Consider the following 23,287-nt stretch of genomic DNA (forward strand, 5'->3'; position numbering starts at 1 on the left):
CGGTTATATCTCTTATCTAGCAGATTATATTAACTTATTATATTTTATGGCAGTTTTGATTTTCCTCAAGTTTCTTTTGCCACTGCCGAATTTTAATAAAGGTAGATTATGTCTGAATTACGTCATCGAGGTATCCCCATGAACGCCATAACCTCTTCACTTAAAATATCAGCAAAGATGATATTGGGTTTTTCCATTGTGGCCGTGATAGCCGGCATTATAGGGGTTGCCGGGGTTTATAAGATACGCCAGGTCCGAATGATCGGCACCGAGATGTACCTTAAGAGCACTGTACCCATGGGAACCCTGGTGCAGCTGGGCATGAACTCACAGAAAGCGCGGGTCAACATGCGCGGCATGATGCTCGATACTGATCGGGATCGGATGGAAGCAAATGCCGACGGGGTAAAAAAACGATACGAGGATGTCGAAAAGAACGTGGCTGAATTTGAAAAAAGCATTACTGGAGAGGTAGGAAGGAAAGAACTGGATAAGGTAAAGGCCCTCTTAGCTGAATACAAGCCGATTTGGGAAGAGGTCTTAAAGCTTCAGCTAGCCGACAAAAAAGACGATGCCCTGGAAATCATGAGAAGCAAGGGGCTTAATATCGAAAAGCAGATCGAGGAAGCGATCAGGGTCTTGATCGACATCAAAGTAGCTGAAGCCAAAGGACGGGACGACCTGAACAGCAAGATTGCCCAAGCAGCCCTTTTTGAGACAGTATTGTTTTCATTGATCGGCGTATTATTGGCGATCGGCCTCGGAATTATCTTTGCCAGAATGATAACCAGGCCCATCAAAGAGGTGGTTGGACTTGCAGAAACCATTGCCGATGGTGATCTTACTCAGCATGCGACCAATGACTCAGGCGATGAAACCGGGCAACTGGCTCGCGCGATGAACTCCATGAGTGAACAATTGAACAATCTCCTGATGACTGTGTCCAATAACAGCTCAAGAGTCAATGAAGCTGCCGGCAAACTGACATCGACCTCAAGAGAGATTGCATCCGGTGCGGATGAAGCCTCTTCCCAGGCTGGCACCATTGCAACCGCGGCAGAAGAGATGGCGGCAACGTCCATGGATATTGCCCGCAACTGTGCCCATGTCGCTGAAGGAGCCAGATCAACCAGTTGTGCGGCAGAAGATGGTGCTTCGGTGGTCCATGAGACTGTTGCAGGAATGATCCGTATTGCTGAAAGGGTCCGAGAGTCTGCGGCTACTATCGAAGCGCTGGGTAAACGTTCGGATGAAATCGGGGCTATCATCGGCACCATCGAGGATATTGCCGAGCAAACAAATCTCCTGGCACTGAATGCCGCTATTGAAGCAGCTAGAGCCGGTGAACAAGGGCGTGGATTCGCCGTTGTTGCCGATGAAGTCAGAGCACTTGCCGAACGGACCACCAAGGCGACAAAAGAAATCGGAGCAATGATAAAGGCAATCCAGAGCGATACTAGGGCAGCCGTTGCCTCCATGGAGAGCGGTGTAAATGAGGTTGAATCAGGTCTTGAAGGAGCGGAGCGTTCAGGTTCGGCACTTCAGGGGATTATTCAACAGATTAATGAGCTAACCGGACAGGTAAACCAGATTGCCACCGCGGCTGAGGAACAGACAGCTACTACCAATGATATCAGTAATAATATCCAGCAGATGACCCAAGTCATTCATAGCACGGCAGAAGGTGCCGGCATGTCCTCGGCTGCTGCCGATGAACTGTCATCGCTCGCTGACGAGCTGCACAGACTCGTGGGCAGATTCAGGCTTAGGTAGAGACTGGGCGTAAAACCAACTGCAGAATATCAATGATTTATCTCTTGGAATATATCTGAACAGTTGCGCTAGTAAGTTGACCCGCAATAAGAGAAATCACCTTCCCGCCCGCAAGCAGACCCAAGTTACGCCTTTTATCCTTATTTACCTCTCATAGTGTTCAACAGTTGAATACCAGCAATATATTACGGCTCGCAACAGCCCGGAAACATTACAATGCTATTGGTCCTTAAATTGCAGAATAATCACGGTAGCTGCAGCAATGACCGTTGACTGGGAATTAAACTGTTTCCGAACAGGTAAACCTTGGGTAACCAGGGGGCACAAAGCCACAGGTCCTCAGTTCTTCCATGAACCGGACAGCTGGGTTGTCGAAGAAGCAGGCACCGAAAGTGACCTGTTTCGTGTAAAGAGCCGCTTGAGGTGTTAATTGATCCCTTTGCCCGTTATAAATCTATTTTTTCGCATAGCGCTCCTCTGTATTGTCATTCTCTTTAATCTTAAGTCGTTATCTTTTGCCGGCCCGGCATCTCCTCATTCCATAGAGATCCTTCAGCCTGATGGATCCACATTTACGGCAAAGATACATGGTGATGAATTTCAAAAATGGACTGAATCAGAAGAATCCGGCCACACAATTCTCCACAACAAAAATACCCACTATTGGGAGTATGCCGAGAAACAACCGGATGGAGTACTGAAGCATTCAGGCATGAAGGTCGGCCATTCAGGCCGGTATGCGCCGGATTTCATCCCTAAAGGGATCAGGCCTGACAGAGACCATGACTCAGAGCAAACAAGGAAAGGCTCGACACAACGCAAATACACCAAGCGCCTCACCCAAATTAACCTTGCACCAGTAACGCCCTCCAGAGCTGCGGCAGCGGCAGGTGGCACAATAATATACCCGCAATCGTCCGGCTCAATCAGCACTCCAGGCCCTGGGGACTGGGTTCCGGCCCCGGAATCCGGCTCGAAAAAACTACTCATAATCCTGGTGAGTTTCTCCGACAGAGCCATTCAGACACTGGCATCTGACTGGTACAGTGCGCTCTTTGACACCACCCCGAATACCAAGTCAGTGGCCAATTTCTACAAGGACAACTCCTTCGGCGCATTAACCATAACCCCTGTTACCCATAGTCAGCCGGCAAGCCCTCCAGGCGTTGTACAAGTCAGCATCAATCGTAGCCATCCATATAATTATGCGGATACCTGGGCCAACGAACAGGCATGGATTACCCTGGCGTTGAATGGCGCCGCACCCTATGTCGATTTTAATTCTCTTGATACCGATGGAGATGGTTTGATTGAGACCTCGGAGGCCGTAGTTTACTTTATCGTTGCCGGGTATGAAGAGTCCGGCTCAAGCAAAACGCCCAACGTGTGGGCTCACGCTTGGGTCAATGCCAGCGGTGCCGGGAAGCAGTTTCCTGACTATGCTATCAATGGCGAACTAAACAACGCCGGCATTCGGCATCCCATTGGAATTATCGTTCACGAACTTGGCCACCAGATGCTCGGACTGCCCGATCTTTACGATACATCATATACCAATGCCGGCATGGGGAATTTCTCAGTCATGGCCGGAGGCAGTTGGGGACTTGTGAGCGGCCAGTACAGCGGCACAACACCTGTTGCTCTTGATGCCTGGTCCCGTGAATATTTAGGTTGGACGTTACCGATAACCCCTTCAATTGGTGGCTCCTACCTCCTTGGCTCCGCTCTTGGCGCACCGGACAATGCGCTTAAGCTGATCAAACCTTCCATTAGTTCCACTGAATATTGGATGATGGAAAACAGGCATCCAATAGGCTGGGATCAGGGGATTACCGGCCTGGTCAGCGGCTTTTCCGGTGGGATTCTTGTAACACATGTAGACATAACTGCCGGTACCGTCGGCTATAACGATATCAATGAATATTCTGTCAGCCCTCACCAGGGGGTTGTTCCGGAACAGGCCAATTCCGCGACCTGTAACATGCTGGCCAGCAGTTGCCGGGGCGCAGCGACCACGACCTTTTATGCAGGCAACATTGCCGCTTTCGGAGCGGCCACAACTCCCGCAGCTAACTACTATTCAGGGGTGGCAAGTGAGATAGAACTCAAAAACATTTCCGGCCGTAGTTCTTCTATGACTTTTGACTTAGAGTTCACGGCGGTGCCGCCTGTTATCACGGAATTTGCTATCCCTTCAGGTTATGGTTCTCTTGAGGTGCCAATCAATACCTTTACGGCAAGCAGCACTAAGCCTGTCACTGGCTACCTGGTAACAGAGAGTTCCTCGCCGCCAACCATCTCTGACATCGGGTGGAGCAGTACGCCACCGGTAAGCTACAGATTTGCTTCTGCTGGATCCAAGGTTCTCTATGCCTGGGCCAAGGATCTGGAAAACAACATTTCTGCTTCCAGATCCGCGTCGGTTCAGGTGAGCATCGTTTCCACAGCAACAATTCAGAGTTCTACCACTCTGCAAGTAGCATACGATGGTGCTGACGCCATTGCCACGCTGCAGGCCGGAGCAAAAATTTTCACTGAGCATCTGGTGTTTAATCGCTCAATCGCTGTTACATTGGATGGGGGTTTTGATTCAAGTTACCAGAATAAGGAAGGATATACTACTCTCGCCGGCTCACTGACCATTGTCCAAGGATCTGCCGTAATCAGCGATTTGATCATAAAGTAAAACCAACTACTGCCCCCACAACTCCACATTGCTCATTGCTGCTTCGCGTTTCTCCTGTTCCTCAATGGCATGCAACCAACAGTTCCGATCGCGCATAGCAAGCCGCAAACTTCGGCCTTCACTTCTAATCTTGCGCATGTACACTGCATAATCACCCGATGAAAAATGAATGACTCTCCCCTCCCGGCCTCCCAGGTTCTCTGCAACAAGAGGAATCCCTTCGCAGGATAAAAATTCCCGGATAAACCTGCTGTTGACCTCTCCTACACACATAAAATTGCCATATTCGGGACGATTCATGACAATCGTACAGCCGCCGAAAACCTTTGCCTTGAAGAACCTTTTTTTTGCGCCTAGCCGGAGCATGCTGTTTATGAGCAACTCCATGGCATTGATCCCATAGCGGCCGGCATCAGTCTCAGACATCGGTAATGCTTTGGCATAACGGTGATTGCTCAATAAAAAATGGTTCATCCCTATTACCCTGTTTATCGGGTCATAGAGGCATGCCGATACACATGAACCAAGCAGTGTCGAGATGGTCACCGGGGAATCCGAGGCATAGAATTCTCCGGGGCCAAGAATGACCCGCAGGTGGTGCCTGATTTTTTCGGTTCGCATAAGATGCCTGCTTAGAGACAACTGTAAGTTTCAGGCTGCCTTGATTTACAATGCCCATCAACGAATACGTCTTCAATAGTGGCAACTATAACAGATTATCCGAAAACCTCTGCAGGATAATTTGCATATTTTCATATACCAAGTAAAGGGGGGACTTTGAAACAGTCAGGCACTAATAGGGACGAAGCTGTTTACCACAACCGATGTGCCAGTGCAGATGTTTGGAGGACTGATAATCCCCCAGGTTAGTGTAGACGCGGGCAGCACCGAAGCGAGCCATGAAATCCCCGGCGATACGTTTCGCCGTTCGCATCAATTCAAGCAACAGCTCATTATCAGCTTCTTCCAGGGTCAGAAGCGATTCGATATGCTTCTTCGGCAGCAATACGACATGGTTTTCCCATAGTGGATTGGTATGGTAAAAGGCAAATACGTGGTCATTCTCATAATAAACCGGCACGTCGATCACCCTTTTCAGGATCTGTTCACAATAGAAATCACATATTGAGGGGTTCATGGTTAGTATCCTCGTGCATGCCTAATGCAGTATGGTTAAGTACATCACTTGGAAGGCCCTATCAATAGAGAGCCCCGGCTCTGACCTCGATGGCTGTTTGATAGGTGGTAGCACCAACCGCAAGATACAGCATACCCTCGGTAATAGTTACAGACCAGTTGATGGCCCGGTCCAGTTGCTCGGCCAGAGTCATTATCAGCGCTTGGTCTACGGTCACTACGGTGAGGTTGGTGACCTTATCCAGTTTGGGTAGCTGCTGCTGGTTCCAGGTTGCCAGTGTCCGCCCCGATGCCAGCAGTGCAACCCTGCCGGCGTGACGACTCGCCTTGACGATCCGCTCGGCATCGGGAAGGCCGACTTCGACCCACAGCAAAACCCTGCCATCGCCACCTTTTACCCAGATATCAGGCTCTTCAGTAGCACTGAGCCCCCGGGTGAAGCTGAGTTCGGGTTCGGAGAAAATGGCCCAGGCCAGCAGCCTTGCCACCAGCCGCTCTCCGGTTTCAGACGGGTGCTGGGCAACGGTTGCCTGCAGATTCTCGTAGATACCGCGATCAACATTTGCGAGTTCGATGTTTGCTTTATAAACTGTCGATGGCAGCGCCATTCAAACCTGTTCCTCTCTGGATGCAGCGCTCTGAATCTCTCCCTTGGCAGCTTCGACGTCGCACCGCTCGACTACATCTCTGAGCCAAGCAATCTCGTCCGGCACAAACTGTTTCGAGTAATCAGTGCCAACATTCAATGCCCAGTGCAGTGGTGCCTGCGATGTGGCGGCAAGCACAAACCCGGGCATCTCAACACTTTCTACTTCGGCCTGAGCCCAGGCATACATCCGCTCTTTGCTGTCAAAGAGCATCAGATAATCGTTCCCCTCTGATTCGATAACCAGCGGCAATACCTCTCCCTCAGCTGCCACCATACCAATTTCGATCAACTCCTGATCCCCGAGGGTAGGCACAAAAAAGGTGGAATTGAGGAAAAGATCAAAATACTTTGATTGGCTCTTGGGGTCGCTCATATCCTTACGGAGCGTATCCAATGCCTGGTCCAGTTCTGTCATCTAACGGCCTTTCATTGCGTGATTTAAAAATTGAACAATACGTGGTAACGGCCAGGGATTTCAAGCATGAAAGCATAATGGTTGAGAAACATTTTAGGTGGGCGAGCATATCACTAGGATCAACAGGGCATAAATCCTATTACTATTGAATGAACATTGCGTGCAGAATACAAAATGCTACACTCAATTCTACCCTAACATCAAAATATCAAGATGGGTATTCAATGGCAAATCAAGAACTATTGCAAAAGGTTTTCAACAGGATGGGCTTCAAAGAGTTCCGCTGGATCGACCCTAAAGAGATAGTTGTTGCCCAGTGGGTGAGAATGAAATGCATGTTTGGCTGTGACAGCTACGGAAAGAACGCTTCCTGTCCTCCAAACACACCATCCATACCTGAGTGCAGGACTATATTTGACTCATATAAACTAGGCACTATTTTTCGGTTCTCAAAGAGACTCGACGACCCTGAAGAGAGGCATGAATGGACAAAAGGAGTAAATAAAGAACTCCACGAGTTAGAAAAGCAAGTTTTTAATGCCGGTCACTACAAAGCATTTATGCTCTTTGTCGACAACTGCAGGCTTTGTAGGGATTGCACCAGCTCCCGAGCATCGTGCCGGAATAAAAAAATGGCGCGCCCTAGTCCGGAAGCGATGGGTGTAGATGTTTTTGATACGGCAACAAAATTTGGACTCTCAATAAATGTTTTGCCCGATGAACATCAAGAAATGAATATGTACGCAATACTGTTAATTGAGTAGAAGTACTTAGAACATGAACATGCTAAGGAGAAATCAATATGGGGCTGCTCTCGGGTTTAATGGGAAAAGAAGGCGTTGTTTCAGTAAATAAACTGCAATCTGAATACGAGCAATTGCTGGTTGATGGAGAAACGGTTGAAGTAGGTTTTCAGGTTTCCCGTGACACTTTTCTCTTCACCAGTAAAAGGCTCATTGTAATCAATGTTCAAGGAGTTTCAGGTAAAAGAGTTGAATATCTTTCCGTACCTTATGGTAAAATCAATAAATTCAGTGTAGAAGCTATCGGCAGTTTTGATCTTGATGCTGAGCTGAGGATTTGGATTGGAAATGATTCTGCACCACTGACAAAGAAATTCAACAGTGAAGTCAGCATATATGATTTACAAAAAGTATTAGCAAAGCATTTAATAAAATAAATTTTTAGCTATCAAAATAAAGTATCAAACTAAAAAGCCTCAAGCGGTAGTAATGCTTGAGGCTTTTCACTCCAAGAGAAAACCTGACTTAAAAAAATCCCTATCTATAATCATTGTTTCTGAAAATACGATTCATAAATTTACGATGCGATTGGCTGTGCCTATTGCTTTCATTGGTGGTAAAAATGTATCTTAACTTGACCATCTGCTGATACATCCAGAGACTTCTTCTATCTGGACCGGAATAATCCCCTCCTCCTTGTCCCCGAAGCTGATCGAAATCAACTCGCACCCAGCCACTTGACCGGCGAAAGGAGACTATTTTCCTGGCTCTGATAAGCATGTCAAGCTCTTCATCATCAACCATTGCCCTTTGACCATTAACATAAAGAACCGGAATTTTCATCATGGCTGTTGTCCTCGCTGAATTGCTAATTGAGATCAGTAGCGAAAAATAGCTACAAATTCATTCAGCTTAAACTATGCCACTGATAACCAACTAAAATCATTACCAATAAGAAACAACAAACCAGAAAATGTGCAAACACTGAACTCCGGACTGATCAGACTTCCAACCTCCATTTGCAACTATTGCCGACTCAAATGCGTTGGCATTTTCATCCTCTTTTCTCGTGGGCTTTGATCCCATGTACCCGTTCATAGGCTTTGCAAAAAGGGCAGACATCGCGCTCGACATTCTTTACAAAGTCATTGACAATTCCCTTCTGGTGGTGACGAGCGTGAAGGCAAACCGGGCAAAACTCGCATATTTTCGACAGAGTTATATCCAGGGGAGAAGGTTTTAAGCTCATAACCATTCTTTCCCGACGGAAAACGCTTTACCGAGCAGAGGGCCAACAGCATGATACCCCTTGTGGGCAGTATCATAGACTAGCGGTTTTATTTTTAAGATGTCAGGAAGACCATCTTCGCCCAAAGCACTTTGATCTACCTTCACGTCAATGATCTCACCTATGAATTGAGTGTGGATACCTAATTCCAGAGTATGCAGCAGCCGACACTCCAGAACCATCGGGAATTCATGCGCATAAGGGGCATCCACAAGCTCGCTTTTAATCGGGGTTAATCCGGCAACTGCGAATTTGTCAACATCACGCCCGGAGACAATACCCACGTAGTCAGCTTCTTTCATTTTACCTTCGCAGGCAATTCCCACGGTAAATGCCTTACGCGCCACGATGCTGTCGTAGGAATATCTGGCCTTGCGCAGGGAAACTGTAACACAAGGAGGATCGGAGCAGCAGATGCCACCCCATGCCGCATTCATCAGGTTAGGCTTCCCTGCTTGATCGTAGGTCCCAACCATCAGTACCGGGGTCGGGAAAAGAAGAGTCTTTGCACCGAGTGATTTTTTCATGTCATATCCTTTTATAAGGTCCAGTGATTGTTTCTGATTTTATCTCGCTGAAGTTTATTGGCAGATACAGGAAGTTTCTTTTCAGCCGGATGTCCGATTCCCAGTATGCATTCCACTTTGACCTGTTCTGGCAGACCAAGCAGCTCCTGCACATAGGTTTCGGCAGTTTTATCTCCGGAATCATGCTGCCGGTTCCGTATCTGCGCCCAGCAGCTGCCGAGCCCTAATGATTGTGCTGTAAGCTGGATTATGATCGCTGCGATAGAGCAATCTTCCACCCACACATCAGATTTGCTGCTGTCGGCACAGACGACAATGGCTAAAGGAGCGTTTTTAAGAAACTCAGAACCATGTTGTTTGGCTTTAGCGAGGTGGGCTATAACCTGCGGGTCATCGACCAGGACAAACTCCCATGGATTGATTCCCCGTGATGATGGTGCTCTGAGAGCTGCTTCAAGAAGTAATTCAATGGCATCATGAGGTATTTTTTCTGAGGAAAATTTACGGATGCTGCGTCGTTTACGTAGTAGTTCGATCATAATCTCTCCGTTAGATCTTGAACTAACCTAGTCTTACTGAGGCCAATACCCCCACCCACTCGGTATAATAGCAGAAGCAGTTGGGAGACTCGGCGTAGACAATTTAATGCGGTCCGATTCTGAGACTGTGAGTGGCAACGAATATTTCTCTAAGGAAAATGATCAATCCTGCAATCAATAACAACATGGCAAAGATAAAAAGAAGCGCCACAGGTGTCTTGAGATCAAGATTTACAAATCTTTCAACAAAAAGAGTTGCAATAAGCGTGCAGACGAAAAGTGCTGCGGCAGTGCAAAGTGTTATCGCACTGCCTATCAGTTTCGCCCTCTTTGACAGCGTCGCTAGATGAGAGTTATGGTGGGCAATCTCATTTGGGGAGCTTTCCGTTTCAAGCTTTGCTTCCCAAACTCTTGCCCTATCAATAACCCGGTGCAACCGGTTAGTCATGACACTGAGTAACGTACCTATTGCTGTCAGGAGAAACACCGGCGCTATAGAAAGTTGGATAACCCGTGCGATACTGTCGGCGACTAATACTTCGTTCAAATTCCCCCCTAATTTAACAATAAATCTTTAAATTTGAGTAAATATCAAAAAAAAGATAACAGCTTTTATATAATAAAAAACTAGGGAAAGTCGCATTAGGCCTAAAAAGACCCCGATGTTAGGAGGGCCAACACCGGGGGAAATTGAAGGAAGCAAGAAAGGAATAACTAACTTCCTTCATATATATAATATCACGAATATGTGTTTAGTGGGTAGCTACATCCACCTCGGCTGAGAGATTTATCCCAAAAAAACGTTCTGGATTCCATGATACAGCCACATGTCTGCATAAAGAGAAAGCCTCGATTTCTCGAGGCTTTCTGTACATCTTTGGACTACCTTGGATTATCTTATGGTACCGGAGGCCGGACTCGAACCGGCATGAGGTTGCCCTCGGCAGATTTTGAGTCTGCTGTGTCTACCATTTCACCACTCCGGCAAAAACGAAGGGATTATAGCGACGCAATGTAGATGCGTCAAGGCATAAAAACATATTGACACGATCAATCGACTTTGTTATAAAACGGGTCTGTTTGGGGCTGTAGCTCACCTGGGAGAGCGCTTGAATGGCATTCAAGAGGTAGTCAGTTCGATCCTGATCAGCTCCACCAAACAAATTCAAGGACTTAGGCAATCGCCTGAGTCCTTTTTTTATTTCTCAACCGGCATTATCTACTTAATTGTTGCTGGTCAGTTCCCTGCTAGGCCCTCAACAAAGCAGGGCTTCTACGGTAAGTCTTAATATTGAACAGGCTTTGACCATAGTCTAAACAGGGATAATGGTTAGCCAAGCTCTATGCATGTATTTTCAGCAAGTTGCATTGGCACACATCTGGCTAACTCCCTATGTGAATCAAAGTTAAACTACCATATGGAGGGGTTATGTTAATTGCTATCGGAATGTTCGGATTACTTAGCATGACAATGATTGGCTTTGTATTAACAGCTGAAATCATGGCCTTTGTAACTGTTAAAGATAATCGGAAGAGGTGAGCCTAATGGAAAAATATCATCTCATTGATACAGGGGAAGTAGCTTCAACTCCACTTACACCTCTCATGTATGGCAGAATTACGGCCGATGTTCTGAGAGGCGGTAAAGTTGCATGCGACAATCACCTTTTTTGCCTGGATACAAATTCCCCTCCTGAACCGGGCGAAAAGCTGATAATTTGGCAAGAACATGATTATTTCTGCTGCAAGGTTTCCGAATATGAGAATACCTATCGCCATTAAATCCAGATGAATTAACTTTTATAGAGAATACATCAACAAAAAAGCTGCCCGGAGAAAATCCTGGCAGCTTTTTTTGTTGCGAATGCAAGAAATCAGATGATTATATAACTTTTGAGCTCAGTGATTTTATCTGTGAAGCGATAATGCCATCTAATGAAACCCCAAGCTCCTGCAAGCCAATTGCTGCAGATCCAAGTTCAAGCCGCTCCATCATCTCTGTTAATTCGAGCATCTTGCCATAAACCCCCTGACGAGTAACAAGAGCGCTCCTGACTTCATCAGAGAGATTCAAGTCTGCGACAATCTGTTCTATGGATACTTGGTAAATACTATCAAGCAAAGACAGAATACCAACCATAAATGCCTGGTCAGGTGCAGAATGAATCTTACTCAAAACTGGATGCTCCATGGCAATCTGCTCCATAAAACCGGCACGGGCTGTTGCCATTTCAACCAAAGGGCTTTCAATGTCCTGGGAGTTTTCAGTGGTAAACAACGCCAGCTGTATCCATCGTTTAATCTGCTGTCGTCCCAGTATCGTAAGGGCATGGCGAACATCTCTAATTTTTTCCCTTACCCCAACAGAAACCGAATTTACGAGCAAGAGCAACTTATAGGTCAAGGCCGGGCTATTGCGAAATACCTTTTCCATTTCGGTAAATGTTGCATCGGCAAGAATCAGTTTAAGGAGTTGCATCATGGCTGAACTATAGCCATCAATACGCTTCTTTTCGATTAGCGAAGGCCTTGCAAAAAAATACCCTTGAAAATAGTCAAAGCCAAGTTTTGCACAATTATTAAAAGCATCATTTGTATCCACTTTTTCAGCTAGAATTTTTGCAGGGTAACGCTTTAGTTCCTTTATTACCGTACTCAGCTTTTCTGCCGGTGTCTGCATGAGATCAACTTTAATAATGTCTACAAGACGATAGATCTCTTCAAGTTCCGGGGTATAATCACGATCATCTAGAGCTATGACAAAGCCCATTTCCTTCAGAAATCGACAACGATCGATAACGACATCGTTAAATAAGATATTGCCGACAAGTTCCAGACCAATCATCTCCTTTGGGAGGATCTCTATTGCATTATTCATAAGAATTTCAACATCTACATTTATGAAACCTTGCTTGTCCCCCAAGATCTCCTTTATTCCAAAACCGGAAAGCGTATTCATTATGACGCTGGCAGTTGCTTGAGAAGCACTCTTCATTGATGCTGCTGACTTCGATTCCGCAGACCTGAACAGCAGTTCATATGCCACAATCTGCTCTTGTCTGTTAAGAATCGGCTGCCTTCCGATCAGGTATTTAGGAGTTTCCATATGATTGATACCTTTCAGTTTTTGAAAACACCTCTCATACTAGCAACGAATCCTAAAGCCTTAGTTTCTCATAGGATGATTGAGGATTACCGACACTTGCTGCCTCAGCAATGGATCTAAAAAGTGCTGATTTCAACGATGCTTCTTTGGAGATAGTTACCTGATCCATTGACGATTCACTATTGTTCTTGCCGGTAACATCTGGGCTCACTTGTGATTTGGGTTGGTTAACCTTAGGAGCATCTTTAATCTCGTTTGATCCCTTTTTGCCTGATGCCTCTTCTGACAAAGAAAGCTCTAAAGACTTGGCAATCGCCTCTTGAGAGATGGTTAAAGTATCAGTCTTTATCTGCTCAACTGCTTTATTGTTCAGTTCTTTGATTCTGAGTGAAGGATTCTGGTAGGCTGGATGGGCGAGAGGGTTAACATCAGCAGCACTGAGCAATATACTATTGGGTGAAATTTGAACAGTTGCCATAACTCACCTCGTAACGCTTCTGATGTATGACCAGACTTTTCAGTACATTAGCGCAACTACCTTAGAAAAACCGCTTTGACATGCAGTATACTCTACATTAATCATGCCTTAACGTTGCGTGGCTGCAGTATAAATAACAACAAAAAAGCCCTGCAGCCTAAAAAGGCAAACAGGGCTTTTTCTATTATTGGTGGCAGTGCAGGGATTCGAACCCCGGACCTAGCGAATATGAGTCGCTTGCTCTAGCCAACTGAGCTACACTGCCAAACTATTTTGAACTACAGACACAAAAACCTCTCCGGTGGCCCAAAGAGGCAGACATCTGAATCAGATGACATGCAAGAAATGTCTATATACTTCATGTACCGTTGCCTGTCAAGCAAAACATTTCCGATAATCTACAACAAACTATTTATTATGGGCTATCTGTGATGAGCGGCAAAAACTCACCTCGTGAGTTGCCAGAGCGCTATTCGTGTGGTACTCAGAGTAGGTATCTGACGGAGGGGTGAATGGACCTGAAAATGATATTACGGCGCTTGCTGATAGGTATTTCAGTGACCAGCCTGTCCACCTTTCTGTTTTGGATTCAGTTCCCCCCTTTTGAAACCCTCGAATCCAAACTCCTTGACCTCCGCTTTAAGGTTCGAGGGGTAATAAAAGCGCCTGAAAAGGTGGTTATTGCGGCCATTGACGAGCAAAGCATCGAAAAGCTTGGGCGATGGCCGTGGGACCGAACTGTTCTTGCCAGCCTTGTCGATAAACTTGCGGCAGCCAATGCAGCGGTGATCGCCTTTGATGTCATTCTTTCGGAACAGGAACGTAACGACCCTGCCCTCGCCGCCTCCATCCAACAAGCCGGCAACGTCATACTTCCAATAGTTTTTGATTTCTCCGGCAAGAACGCTGCTGTTACAGATAGCACCCTCCAGTTGTCAGCATTCCAGCAGGTGCTCAAACAAGAGAAATTCAACAGATTCGCGCCAATTGAGGCTCGCAAAGTCCTTCTCCCTGTTCCGTCGCTCCGTTCAGCGGCAATGTCTTTGGCTCATATCAACATGTTTCCAGACAGTGACGGGACGCTCCGCTGGGAAACCCTGGCGATACTTTATGATTCTCTGCTTTACCCTTCCATCGGTCTGCAGGCCGCGGCAGCATACCTGGGAATACCGGCAGACCGCCTGGCAGTGTCTGCGACAGAATCGGTCAGCGTCGGAAAAACCTCCATTCCCACCGACCATTGGGGCCGAACTGTAATCAACTATTACGGCCCTGGCATGACCTTCCGCCACTTCTCGATTATCGATATTATTGATGGGAAAATCCCGTCTGATCAGCTTGAGGATTGTGTCGTCCTGATTGGCGCAACTGCAGTCGGCATCTACGACCTCAGAGTTACTCCGTTTGCAGCGGCAATGCCGGGAGTGGAAAAGCATGCCAGTGTCATTGCCTCGATCCTCGACAAGCGGTTTATCACTAAAACCGCTACCCCCTCTAATATTGCGATTCTCTGGCTGACCGGCCTGCTCTGCTCTTTCCTGGTTGCTCGCAGTAAGCTTGTCGGGGTTGTCTCTGTTACCATCATTGCCCCGATACTCATGACAGGGATCGGCTTGCTGCTTTTCAAGCAATGGGGCATCTGGTTCAACTTAGCGTATCCTCTTAACAACGTACTCTTCATAACAGCTGCGATCACTGCCTACAACTATGCGGTTGAGGAGCGCCATGCCCGCAAGATTCGGGCGATGTTCTCCAGCTACGTTACCCAGACCATTGTCAATGAATTGATAAAAAACCCGGATATGGCGAAACTTGGCGGAGAAAAGAGGGAGATAACGGTACTGTTCTCCGACATCAAGGATTTCACCTCTTTTTCGGAGCATCACACCCCGGAGGAAGTGGTAGGGCTGCTGAACGAATATCTCACAGCCATGACCGAGGTAATCCTGCAGCATGACGGGACACTTGACAAGTTTATCGGCGATGCCATTGTCGTCTTCTGGAACGCACCGGTGAAGACGGTTCGGCATGCCGAACTTGCAGTAAAGTGTGCCCTTGCAATGCAGAAAAGAGTCTGCGAGCTGCAGGACAAATGGCAGACAGAAGGTAAACCAATACTGGAATCGGGAATAGGCATCAATACCGGTGAGGTTGTGGTCGGCAATATCGGCGCCGAGGGGAAAAAGATGGAATACACGGTCATCGGCGACCAGGTCAATCTGGGTTCGCGGGTGGAGTCTCAGACCAGAAAGCTCGAGGTTCCGATCCTGATCACCGATGGCACCCTCCAGGCGCTCGCTCCTGCCATAGAGGCCGGGACAATGAACGGGGTGATGATCGAAGGACTGGCCAGTGTTATCGTCAAAGGGCGGGAGACCCCGGTCGAACTATACAGTGTCAACAATCTTCCCGAACCGGAGCTCCCAGCCATGATCATCCCCTGCCCGGAGATGGAGCCGGTACTTCTGACAGAAAAATAACTACTTTGCAGTCCCAACCGCAGTACCGCTCAAACCGCTCGATGAGTAACTCCCTGCCCCTTTGCCGAACATATTTACATTGGAATGCGCGCCAACACTGCCTATGCCGGCATTGTCCATAATAGATGCCCGCCATTTGTTGCCTGACCAGCTGTCAATAGTCAGTGTCGGGGCCAATCCGCTCACCGTAGCGCTGGAACCTGAGAGCGCCACCGTGTTGCCTGTCGTTGGAGTGCCGGTGAAGCTTCCTGATACGCTGCCGGTTGCCCAGATAGACGGCCGTCCCCCGGCAGTTGGGGCAAAAAACTTGACCCCTGCCAGAGTGACGTTGATAGTGCCGCCACTGACCGCGCCGGAACCGCTGAAATCAGTGCTGCCGATCTCGAAAGCCGGGATATTAAGCTGCTGGAGCTTGGCCTGACCGGCAGTCGTTGCTGCCATCTGCAGAAAGGTATTGGTCTCCATGAAAGCACCTACTGCCACCGCCTGCCAACGAGATGCAACCGGATCAAAGGTCCCGACAGTCTCGCCGATCAGGAGGCCAGTTTGCGGGACTGCTGGTGACATATCAATCCAGTTTCCAGCAACATCTCCCTTCAGCTTACCGATAGTTGAAACAGTGGAAGGTGGTGGTGGAGCGAGAGCTTCCCAGCGGTTCCCATTAATCTCGGCGTTCACGAAAAAACTGCTACTACCATCGTTGGCAGAGAGCTTGTAAAACCACTGATTGTAAGTCAAGCCGCTATACGTACCAGAAGTGTTCAAGTTCCAGACACCCCATTCCGGACTACCGGATATCCAACTGCGGTCAAAACTGTTGGCGGCAATGGAGGCAACGGTTGAGATGGCACCACCGCCGGCGCCAAGGAAATTACCGTTCTGGGCGACATTAAGCGGCAGGTTGGCTGTCTGCAGGCTCCAGGATGCAGGTGAGGCCGTGCCCAACGCCACCGGATACCAGCTACCGTGCGACTCCCAAACACCGTTGAAATCGAGATAACCGTTGAACTTGCCTGCAAGCACCCCAGCACTGCCGTCTGGCGCTGCGTAGAGGGCTGCAATCCTGCCATCGACCGGCTCTTCGGGATACATGGTGCCACGGGCCAGCGCTCCGGCCAGATACCCTTTATATGCACCGCCGTCAGCGGTTTTAGATGAGCCGGAAGGAACGTCAAAAGAATCGATGTTTGTACTGAAAACATAATCCTGATTGGCAAAGGCTGCTGGTGTATGCACCCCGGCGATCTCGAATTCCGACGGTACAGCCGGGGTTGCCCCCCACAGTGACATTCCTCCGAAAACACCATGAAGCGCGCCGTCATACTGGTAAACTGCTCCACCATTGTAGCGTCTGAGCAAATTGGTGCTGCCGAAGCTACTGTAATAGGTTATCGGATGGGTGATCCCTGCTGCTGTGCCGGAAAAACTAGTGCCACTCCAGGTCCCGGCAGCTATGCCGTTGAATGAAGCCCGGAACGGCCCGGTGGTCTCACCAAGGCCGTTGATCTCGGCCAGCCAGAGCTGGTTGCCGGTAGTAGCGCTCGCACCACTTCGTTCCAGGCGGAAACTCCCCCTGATCTGCGATCCGCCGTCATTAACCGCGATCTGCACGCCCTCCGGCATCACTGCACCGCTGAAGCTGCCGCTGACCGAATCAGTAGCCCAGAGCGAAAGGTGGTCACCAGCAGCATGGGCAAAGGTGCGGATGTTGGTGAGAGAGACCGAACTGCCCAAGGCGTTGCTGCCGCTGAGAGAGAACGAACTCCCCTGGATGCCGGGGAACCCTGCCTGCTGGCGCTCCGCAACCGTCAAGCCCAGGAAACGATAGACATCCAGCCAGGCACCGTTGGTCACGGCCCCGAATGTACCGAGCCCGGCGTCGTAACTGCCATTAACCACCCCGCTCAGAAGCCGGGCCGAGCCGGCCTCCCAATCTCCCCAGGCGCCATAGGCCTTGCCGGTGATAGCGCCATTGGCACCCCAGCCCCCGAGAGAGACAACATTGAACAGGTGGTCCGGCACCATCTTGCCGCCGACGTTCTGCGTAACCGAAGCATCAGTCACCAGCACTAGGTCGCTGTTGCTGCCAATGTATCTACCGAACGACTCCCGCTGCCAGACGCCGAAGGTGGGATCCGGCTTAAATAGGGTAAAGTTCAACACATCGCCGCGGTCACTGTGCCGAGAGCTTATGTTCATTGAGCTGTCCAGCAGGAACCCTTCGGCATTGTTAAAGTTCTTCTGGTTGCCGATAGTCGGCCCGGTTACCGGCGGCGGGTTGACAAAAACCGTGTTACTGGCCCACCATGTCGGATCGGTCGCCAATGTGGCGGATAAAGAGCTTGGAACCGCACTGTTAAGCTCGAGCCTATTCATAGTGCCGCTCGCATCCCAAATACCGCTGCCGAGAGCGCCATTGAAAGCGCCGTAGATGATCCCGGCACCAAACTGTCCGCCGCCTCTGGGCGCAACATAGATCGCAGCAAGATTACCGGAAGTCGTTCCAGCCGTATCGAGATTGGAGCCACCAATAAATCCGATGAATGAGGCGCCATCAGCGCTATCGACGCCGCCTGTGGCATAGTTGTGCGAGCCGATCTTCCCCTGCCAGTAATTGTTCTGTGTGCCAGGCCCCTGGTAGGTGCCGAGAATTGAGAACGGAGCAGAGGCAGTAGACCAGAGACCGCTGGGAGAGCCGAGCAGCGCTCCCATATTCCCTTGGCTGACAATGGTCAGCAGGTTACTGTTCGGATCAATGGTATTCAAGCGATGCATCGGGCTGGTCTTGATGTCGGCAACATACCCAAGTGGGGTTGAATACGCAGAGATCGCATTACCGGTAGCTGCGATGTTCCAGCCGGCAGTATTATAACTGCCAGAAACATTGCCAGTTGAGATATTAACGAGCCGGTCGATTCCCATGTAGGTATAAGTAAAACCACCTGAGATAGCTCCGGCACTGGCGGTCAGACTTGAAGCTCCTATCTGCCAGAAGCCGTCGAAGGTCGTGCCACCAAGGTTGCTCATTCCTCCAGCCTTCAGCTTTGTGGTCGGAGAACCGGTCCCGACAGCGCTAAATTGCCATGCTCCACCGCTCTTGTTGCCAAACTCCACCAACCGCCCGGTCAGTGGCGTCGAAACACTGGCAAACGATAAAGTGCCATTCATGGCAATATCTCGCGAACCTACGAAAATAGAACTACCTACCGGAGATGATATGTTGCCAGCGCTGTCTATGGCCTGAAATTCGACAAGATGCATCCCTTCTGTTGGCAATTTGACTGTTCCTGTGAACCCCTGCCATATGCCACTGTCTACCCGGTATTCAATTCTTGCATTTTCATTGGAATTAACATTGAACGGTGTCGCAACTGAAGTTAATGCTGCATATGGAGGTTTAGCAAGCGACAACACCGGCGCAACATTATCCAGATCCGTGAACGGCGGTTTAGGTTGCTCTGGTGGTTTTGGCAGATCCGGTGGTAATGGTGGTTCTGGAAACGGTAAAGTTAGTATGGGTCCATCCGATGCTGTTGCAGGCCCAGGTGCCGACTTCGGCGTGTCCCCGTTCCCTGATGCTTTTCCCTCTTTCTGCTCATTCTTCGGTTTTACGGCAGTCTCTTTTTCCGCACCCCGCTTCTCTGCCTCGGTCGCCGGTCGCGGCGGCTGCGGCGCCCCTTTTTCCGAAACTGTCGTTATCGTACCGGCCGGGACAGTCACCACATTTTGCGGCATCTTGGGATTGAAGGCGTAGACCGACCCTTCCTTGACCAGCACCCCGGTGACATTGCGATCATGGAAGACGAAGAAATCGGTCCCTCTAACTCCGGCAACGGCATTGGGGGTGCGGATCTCAAAGCGGCTTCCTTTGTTTTCGCCTGTGCCCCCTTTGGTGACCACTGCCTGGACCTTGCCACGCGGCAGGTTGAACTTCCTGCTGTCGCCACTGCCGGCAGAACGGTACTCGGCGACATCAACCCTGCTGCGCTGGGCTATCTTCAGGATATTACCGTCATTGAAAGTCACCTCGGCCCGGGCGTTGCTCTTGGTCCGGATAAAATCGCCGGTTTGGACCTGGTCGCCGGTCTTTACCGGCACGGCAGGAAGCGCCCCGCCCCGCATCAGATCGACACTACCTTCAATGATGCTGAATCTGCCGATACTTTCCGCAGCGTGTAACACGGCGCAGTTCAGTATCAGGCTAATGGCGATTATTAGAGAACTGATCAGGTTAAGAGAACGGCCCAGGTCGCTTTTCATGGCGTACTCCTCAGAAACCGGCTTCAATCCCGGTGGTAATGGTGTTGCGTCGGTAGTCGTACTGGTCGATATTGGAAACGGCTCGGGTATGGTTGTATTGAAAATTTAGGGATAAGTTCGGGGTAATATCCCAGGTAAGCCCGGCAACGGCCGTATAAACAGTATCTTCGCGCACCTTGTTGAACGACGAGTTCTGATGCAGGTATTCCTGGGCAAAGAGATCACCGTTGAGCTGCAGGGTCAGGCCATCGATTACCGGAAAATTGCCGCCCACATTCAGGCGGTGCCCCCGGTTGACCCAGTTCTGGCCGACGGCATTATCGTAAGAAAACTCGTACCGCAGGCTGGCCATCCCTTTCCCTTCTCCAAATGGCGCCACGTACCCCCCACCAGCACCGAAAATATCAGCATCGCGGTCCTCTTCCGGAAGGTACGGCTCCCGTAACATCTCACGCCTGGTGTAGGCAAGGTTGAGCTGGCCGATATGCCCGAAAGGCAGCAGCAGACTCTGGGTCGGCCTGACAGAAGCCAGCCCCATATATTTTTTATCAGCAAGCAGCACATGACTGTAGGAAATCGGCAGGCTTACAGCGCCGAACCTCTGGCTATAACTGGGAACAACGGCAACAGAGTTGACCATGGTATTCATAGTGTCAAGTTCGCCATAGGTGGTACTCTGCAAGTTGTACTGGGCAGTTACCCCCCATGGAGCATCAAGCAGCGGCGCATAGTCAATTCTGAAGGTACCGACAAAGGCGTTATCCTTGTCGGGCTGCGCCAGCCTGGTATCATTGGCCGGGTTGGAGATAACATTGTCATCGTACAGGTAATTGACACCGGCAATAACGCGCCACGGTCTGTGTCCTTCAATCAGCCTGGTGAAAGCGGTCTCATACTCCCTGGCCATTGATGCTGCCTCGGAAGCAGGATCCATGGCAATTAGCGCCTTCAGGCTCTTTCTGGCCTGTGTCACCTTGCGTTCCCGAGCCTGAAGAATGGCAATCTGGAATTCAGTCTGCTGAGACAGCGTCGGATCAAGCTTTGCGGCATTCCGGAATGAGTCTTCAGCGCCATCAGCGTCATTCTCCTTGGCCAGCACCAAACCCTTGAGAAATGCCACTGCTGATGGTCTGACCTTGCCTTGCTCGGCATCTGACAGGGCTTTTTTGGCTGCCGTGGTTTCCCCCAAAGTAAACAGCACTTCTGCCAATTCCAGCGAGGCATCCATGACAGGCGGGGTCAGGCGAAGCGCATCTCGAAACTGCTCAGCCGCCGCTTTATAATCACCGGCCTGTTTGCATGTCAGGCCAAGATAGAATGCTGCGACAGAGGATGCCGGGTCCTTGTCTCTGGCACCTTTGAGTGCAGCCATGGCCTCTTCGAAATTTTCGGCCCGGTATTCCCTCACCCCCTGATCAAGCAACGACTCTTCACAGAGGCAGACGGCAGGCACTAAAGCGGAGATTCCAAGCGATACCGACATGAGCAACGCGATAGAGAGATGGCGCATATTCCCCTCCAAGATAAACGCATTAACAATATTTTAAAGATCGGCAATCAAGCTGTTTTCTTAAGGGTAATTGAGCTGTTTGACAAACCGTGAGCTTAAGTTCATATTTATGGTTAACTTTTAGATAAAATGGAGCAGCCGATGAAAACCAGCATCGCCTTAATCGCCATCTCTATCGCACTATTGTCGGGTTGTGTCCATGTGATGGATAACAGCGACCCAACCTTACAAGTATCGCCAATAAGCTATGAAGAGCTCAGAGACAAACCTCTGGCCCAGCTGGGCAAGATCGTCATGTTCGGCGGGATCATTGCCAACGTTAGCAACTCGACGCAAGGTGGGGAAATCGAGGTACTGCAATACAAGCTTGACGACGATGGCTATCCCGATGACACCCAAGTTTCTTCGGGGCGGTTTCTCGCCACCTCGCCCACACTGCTTGACGCGAACAGCTACCCGAAAGGGGCGCAGGTAACAATTGTCGGAGAGGTTAAAGCCGAGAGGCAGGTTAAAACTAAATGGCAGACAACCCACTTGCCGGTCATTGCCATACGTCAGATCCACGCCTGGATTCCGGAAGAAGAAAAGAAAATGCCATTTCTCATCCCCGGCACCACTAGGGTCGATCCCTATTACTACGGCCATGACACCCCGCTCCCCAAACGCCCGCTGGGGATCAAGACCGATATCAGGTAACAGTCTTCATTGTCGGCATTCTTTACACCAACCAGAACGACACGCTCCCGCCTTGCCATTGGCGCCATTAGCCGCAAATTATTGCCAACTTACAAGCCTGGCACACTCTGTGTAGAACGAAAACCATTATCCAATTCTACAGTTGAGGTGCTTTAAATGAAATTACCGGTTCTCATTGCTACAGCAGTTATGGCAGTCAGCATGTCGTCGCTTGCTCAGGCAGAATATTACAGCACAGGTGGTTGTGGTGGCGGGAGCCACGACAAGCCCGAATGTGCCAACAAGACGACACTCATCGACATGACCTATTTCAACAAGTCATGGACGTCAGATACTGCAGGATCAACAACATCTAACGGAGACCTCCTGGCGCAACCACATGGTTACGGTGGGGGAAATGCCAACATTCTCGGCAAGACTGGTGATTTTGTTAACTGGACCCATCAGTTCGCCTTCAATCCGCAAGTAAAAAAAGATGGTATCATTGATGCTTGGATCACCCTCTCGCTGCGTGATTTCGAGACCGATCTGACCAAAAAGGATGATGACGATCATGAAGAGCACCATGATCACGAAAAAGACAACGATGGTCATGACCGAAACAAGAAAGACCGCAAAGAATATAAGGTTAATTTCAAGGGCAAGTTTGATGACTCACAATGCGGAACCGGATCAGATACGTCAAATGAATCAGCAAAACTGCTGCTGGAAGGTTCTAACTGGATCACCATCAACGATGTTGATACCGGCACCAAGAAGTTTGATGTCGTGTTAAAGGGGCTGTATGACGGCAAATTCGATGTCCAGCTGATCTCTACATTGAATGATTTCGAGATTGAGTGGTCTAAACTTGAAATCGACTACTGCCCGGAAACACAGCCTCAGTCTCCTGTTCCCGAACCCTCTACCATGGTGCTGCTCAGTGCTGGCCTGCTTGGCGTAGGCATGATCCGCAGAAGAATGAAAAAATAACCGTACTATTCAATAGCAACTAAAAAGG

20 protein-coding genes, 3 tRNA genes and 1 riboswitch are annotated in these 23,287 nt (G+C 49.3%); of the genes, 9 read left to right on the top strand and 14 right to left on the bottom strand.

The window, feature by feature from the left end; genetic code table 11:
* The first annotated feature begins 138 nt into the window (after nt 1-138).
* On the top strand, nt 139-1,773 hold the full coding sequence (locus KI809_RS08995) for a methyl-accepting chemotaxis protein (RefSeq protein WP_214171216.1): 1,635 nt from the start codon (nt 139-141) through the stop codon (nt 1,771-1,773).
* A gap of 288 nt (nt 1,774-2,061) precedes the next feature.
* A riboswitch (cyclic di-GMP riboswitch) is annotated at nt 2,062-2,149 on the top strand.
* Nucleotides 2,150-2,203: 54 nt separating this feature from the next.
* Nucleotides 2,204-4,459, top strand: coding sequence for a M6 family metalloprotease domain-containing protein (locus tag KI809_RS09000; RefSeq protein WP_214171217.1), 2,256 nt, complete (start codon nt 2,204-2,206; stop codon nt 4,457-4,459).
* Nucleotides 4,460-4,465: 6 nt separating this feature from the next.
* On the opposite strand, the gene KI809_RS09005 is transcribed toward KI809_RS09000, so the two are convergent.
* From KI809_RS09005 to KI809_RS09020, 4 genes are all read right to left on the bottom strand, one after another.
* Complete coding sequence (locus KI809_RS09005; protein ID WP_214171218.1) at nt 4,466-5,080, bottom strand: chemotaxis protein CheD; 615 nt, start codon at nt 5,078-5,080, stop codon at nt 4,466-4,468.
* A 172-nt stretch (nt 5,081-5,252) separates the two neighbouring features.
* On the bottom strand, nt 5,253-5,597 hold the full coding sequence (locus KI809_RS09010; protein WP_214171219.1) for an HIT family protein: 345 nt from the start codon (nt 5,595-5,597) through the stop codon (nt 5,253-5,255).
* 61 nt (nt 5,598-5,658) lie between these two features.
* The gene (locus KI809_RS09015) at nt 5,659-6,204 is read right to left on the bottom strand and encodes a YaeQ family protein (RefSeq protein WP_214171220.1); all 546 of its coding nucleotides are present in this window, start codon (nt 6,202-6,204) and stop codon (nt 5,659-5,661) included.
* A complete protein-coding gene (locus KI809_RS09020) occupies nt 6,205-6,660 on the bottom strand; it encodes an SseB family protein (RefSeq protein WP_214171221.1) in 456 nt (151 codons plus the stop codon).
* A gap of 224 nt (nt 6,661-6,884) precedes the next feature.
* On the opposite strand from KI809_RS09020, the gene KI809_RS09025 reads away from it, so the two are divergent.
* Together KI809_RS09025 and KI809_RS09030 are read left to right on the top strand one after the other, a co-directional pair.
* Entirely contained in the window at nt 6,885-7,424 is a 540-nt protein-coding gene (locus KI809_RS09025) for a DUF2284 domain-containing protein (protein ID WP_214171222.1), read from the top strand.
* A gap of 38 nt (nt 7,425-7,462) precedes the next feature.
* Nucleotides 7,463-7,840, top strand: a complete 378-nt coding sequence (locus KI809_RS09030; protein WP_214171223.1) for a PH domain-containing protein — start codon at nt 7,463-7,465, stop codon at nt 7,838-7,840.
* A gap of 100 nt (nt 7,841-7,940) precedes the next feature.
* Here KI809_RS09030 and KI809_RS09035 read toward each other — a convergent pair whose 3' ends face one another.
* From KI809_RS09035 to KI809_RS09055, 5 genes are all read right to left on the bottom strand, one after another.
* Nucleotides 7,941-8,249, bottom strand: a complete 309-nt coding sequence (locus tag KI809_RS09035) for a GSU3473 family protein (RefSeq protein WP_214171224.1) — start codon at nt 8,247-8,249, stop codon at nt 7,941-7,943.
* Nucleotides 8,250-8,648: 399 nt separating this feature from the next.
* Complete coding sequence (locus KI809_RS09040) at nt 8,649-9,218, bottom strand: flavin reductase family protein (RefSeq protein ID WP_214171225.1); 570 nt, start codon at nt 9,216-9,218, stop codon at nt 8,649-8,651.
* Between the two features lie 11 nt (nt 9,219-9,229).
* On the bottom strand, nt 9,230-9,757 hold the full coding sequence (locus KI809_RS09045) for a nitroreductase family protein (protein ID WP_214171226.1): 528 nt from the start codon (nt 9,755-9,757) through the stop codon (nt 9,230-9,232).
* Nucleotides 9,758-9,860: 103 nt separating this feature from the next.
* Nucleotides 9,861-10,304: a DUF2721 domain-containing protein gene (locus KI809_RS09050; protein ID WP_214171227.1), complete on the bottom strand. Its 444-nt coding sequence runs from the start codon at nt 10,302-10,304 to the stop codon at nt 9,861-9,863.
* A 353-nt stretch (nt 10,305-10,657) separates the two neighbouring features.
* Nucleotides 10,658-10,743 (bottom strand) — tRNA-Leu (locus KI809_RS09055).
* A gap of 96 nt (nt 10,744-10,839) precedes the next feature.
* On the opposite strand from KI809_RS09055, the gene KI809_RS09060 reads away from it, so the two are divergent.
* A tRNA-Ala gene (locus KI809_RS09060) sits at nt 10,840-10,915 on the top strand.
* Between the two features lie 387 nt (nt 10,916-11,302).
* The gene (locus KI809_RS09065; protein ID WP_214171228.1) at nt 11,303-11,539 is read left to right on the top strand and encodes a hypothetical protein; all 237 of its coding nucleotides are present in this window, start codon (nt 11,303-11,305) and stop codon (nt 11,537-11,539) included.
* 100 nt (nt 11,540-11,639) lie between these two features.
* Here KI809_RS09065 and KI809_RS09070 read toward each other — a convergent pair whose 3' ends face one another.
* The 3 genes from KI809_RS09070 to KI809_RS09080 form a co-directional block, all read right to left on the bottom strand.
* Nucleotides 11,640-12,863: an EAL and HDOD domain-containing protein gene (locus tag KI809_RS09070; RefSeq protein WP_214171229.1), complete on the bottom strand. Its 1,224-nt coding sequence runs from the start codon at nt 12,861-12,863 to the stop codon at nt 11,640-11,642.
* 52 nt (nt 12,864-12,915) lie between these two features.
* On the bottom strand, nt 12,916-13,341 hold the full coding sequence (locus tag KI809_RS09075) for a hypothetical protein (RefSeq protein ID WP_214171230.1): 426 nt from the start codon (nt 13,339-13,341) through the stop codon (nt 12,916-12,918).
* Nucleotides 13,342-13,529: 188 nt separating this feature from the next.
* A tRNA-Met gene (locus tag KI809_RS09080) sits at nt 13,530-13,606 on the bottom strand.
* Nucleotides 13,607-13,853: 247 nt separating this feature from the next.
* On the opposite strand from KI809_RS09080, the gene KI809_RS09085 reads away from it, so the two are divergent.
* Complete coding sequence (locus tag KI809_RS09085; protein WP_214171231.1) at nt 13,854-15,821, top strand: CHASE2 domain-containing protein; 1,968 nt, start codon at nt 13,854-13,856, stop codon at nt 15,819-15,821.
* Here KI809_RS09085 and KI809_RS09090 read toward each other — a convergent pair whose 3' ends face one another.
* Together KI809_RS09090 and KI809_RS09095 are read right to left on the bottom strand one after the other, a co-directional pair.
* A complete protein-coding gene (locus KI809_RS09090) occupies nt 15,822-20,081 on the bottom strand; it encodes a FecR family protein (RefSeq protein WP_214171232.1) in 4,260 nt (1,419 codons plus the stop codon).
* A 10-nt stretch (nt 20,082-20,091) separates the two neighbouring features.
* Complete coding sequence (locus KI809_RS09095; RefSeq protein ID WP_214171233.1) at nt 20,092-21,591, bottom strand: surface lipoprotein assembly modifier; 1,500 nt, start codon at nt 21,589-21,591, stop codon at nt 20,092-20,094.
* Nucleotides 21,592-21,732: 141 nt separating this feature from the next.
* On the opposite strand from KI809_RS09095, the gene KI809_RS09100 reads away from it, so the two are divergent.
* A complete protein-coding gene (locus tag KI809_RS09100) occupies nt 21,733-22,287 on the top strand; it encodes a Slp family lipoprotein (protein WP_214171234.1) in 555 nt (184 codons plus the stop codon).
* A gap of 156 nt (nt 22,288-22,443) precedes the next feature.
* Nucleotides 22,444-23,259, top strand: a complete 816-nt coding sequence (locus KI809_RS09105; protein WP_214171235.1) for a PEP-CTERM sorting domain-containing protein — start codon at nt 22,444-22,446, stop codon at nt 23,257-23,259.
* The last annotated feature ends 28 nt before the right edge of the window (nt 23,260-23,287 follow it).

This window comes from Geoanaerobacter pelophilus, assembly GCF_018476885.1.
GTDB lineage: Bacteria > Desulfobacterota > Desulfuromonadia > Geobacterales > DSM-12255 > Geoanaerobacter > Geoanaerobacter pelophilus.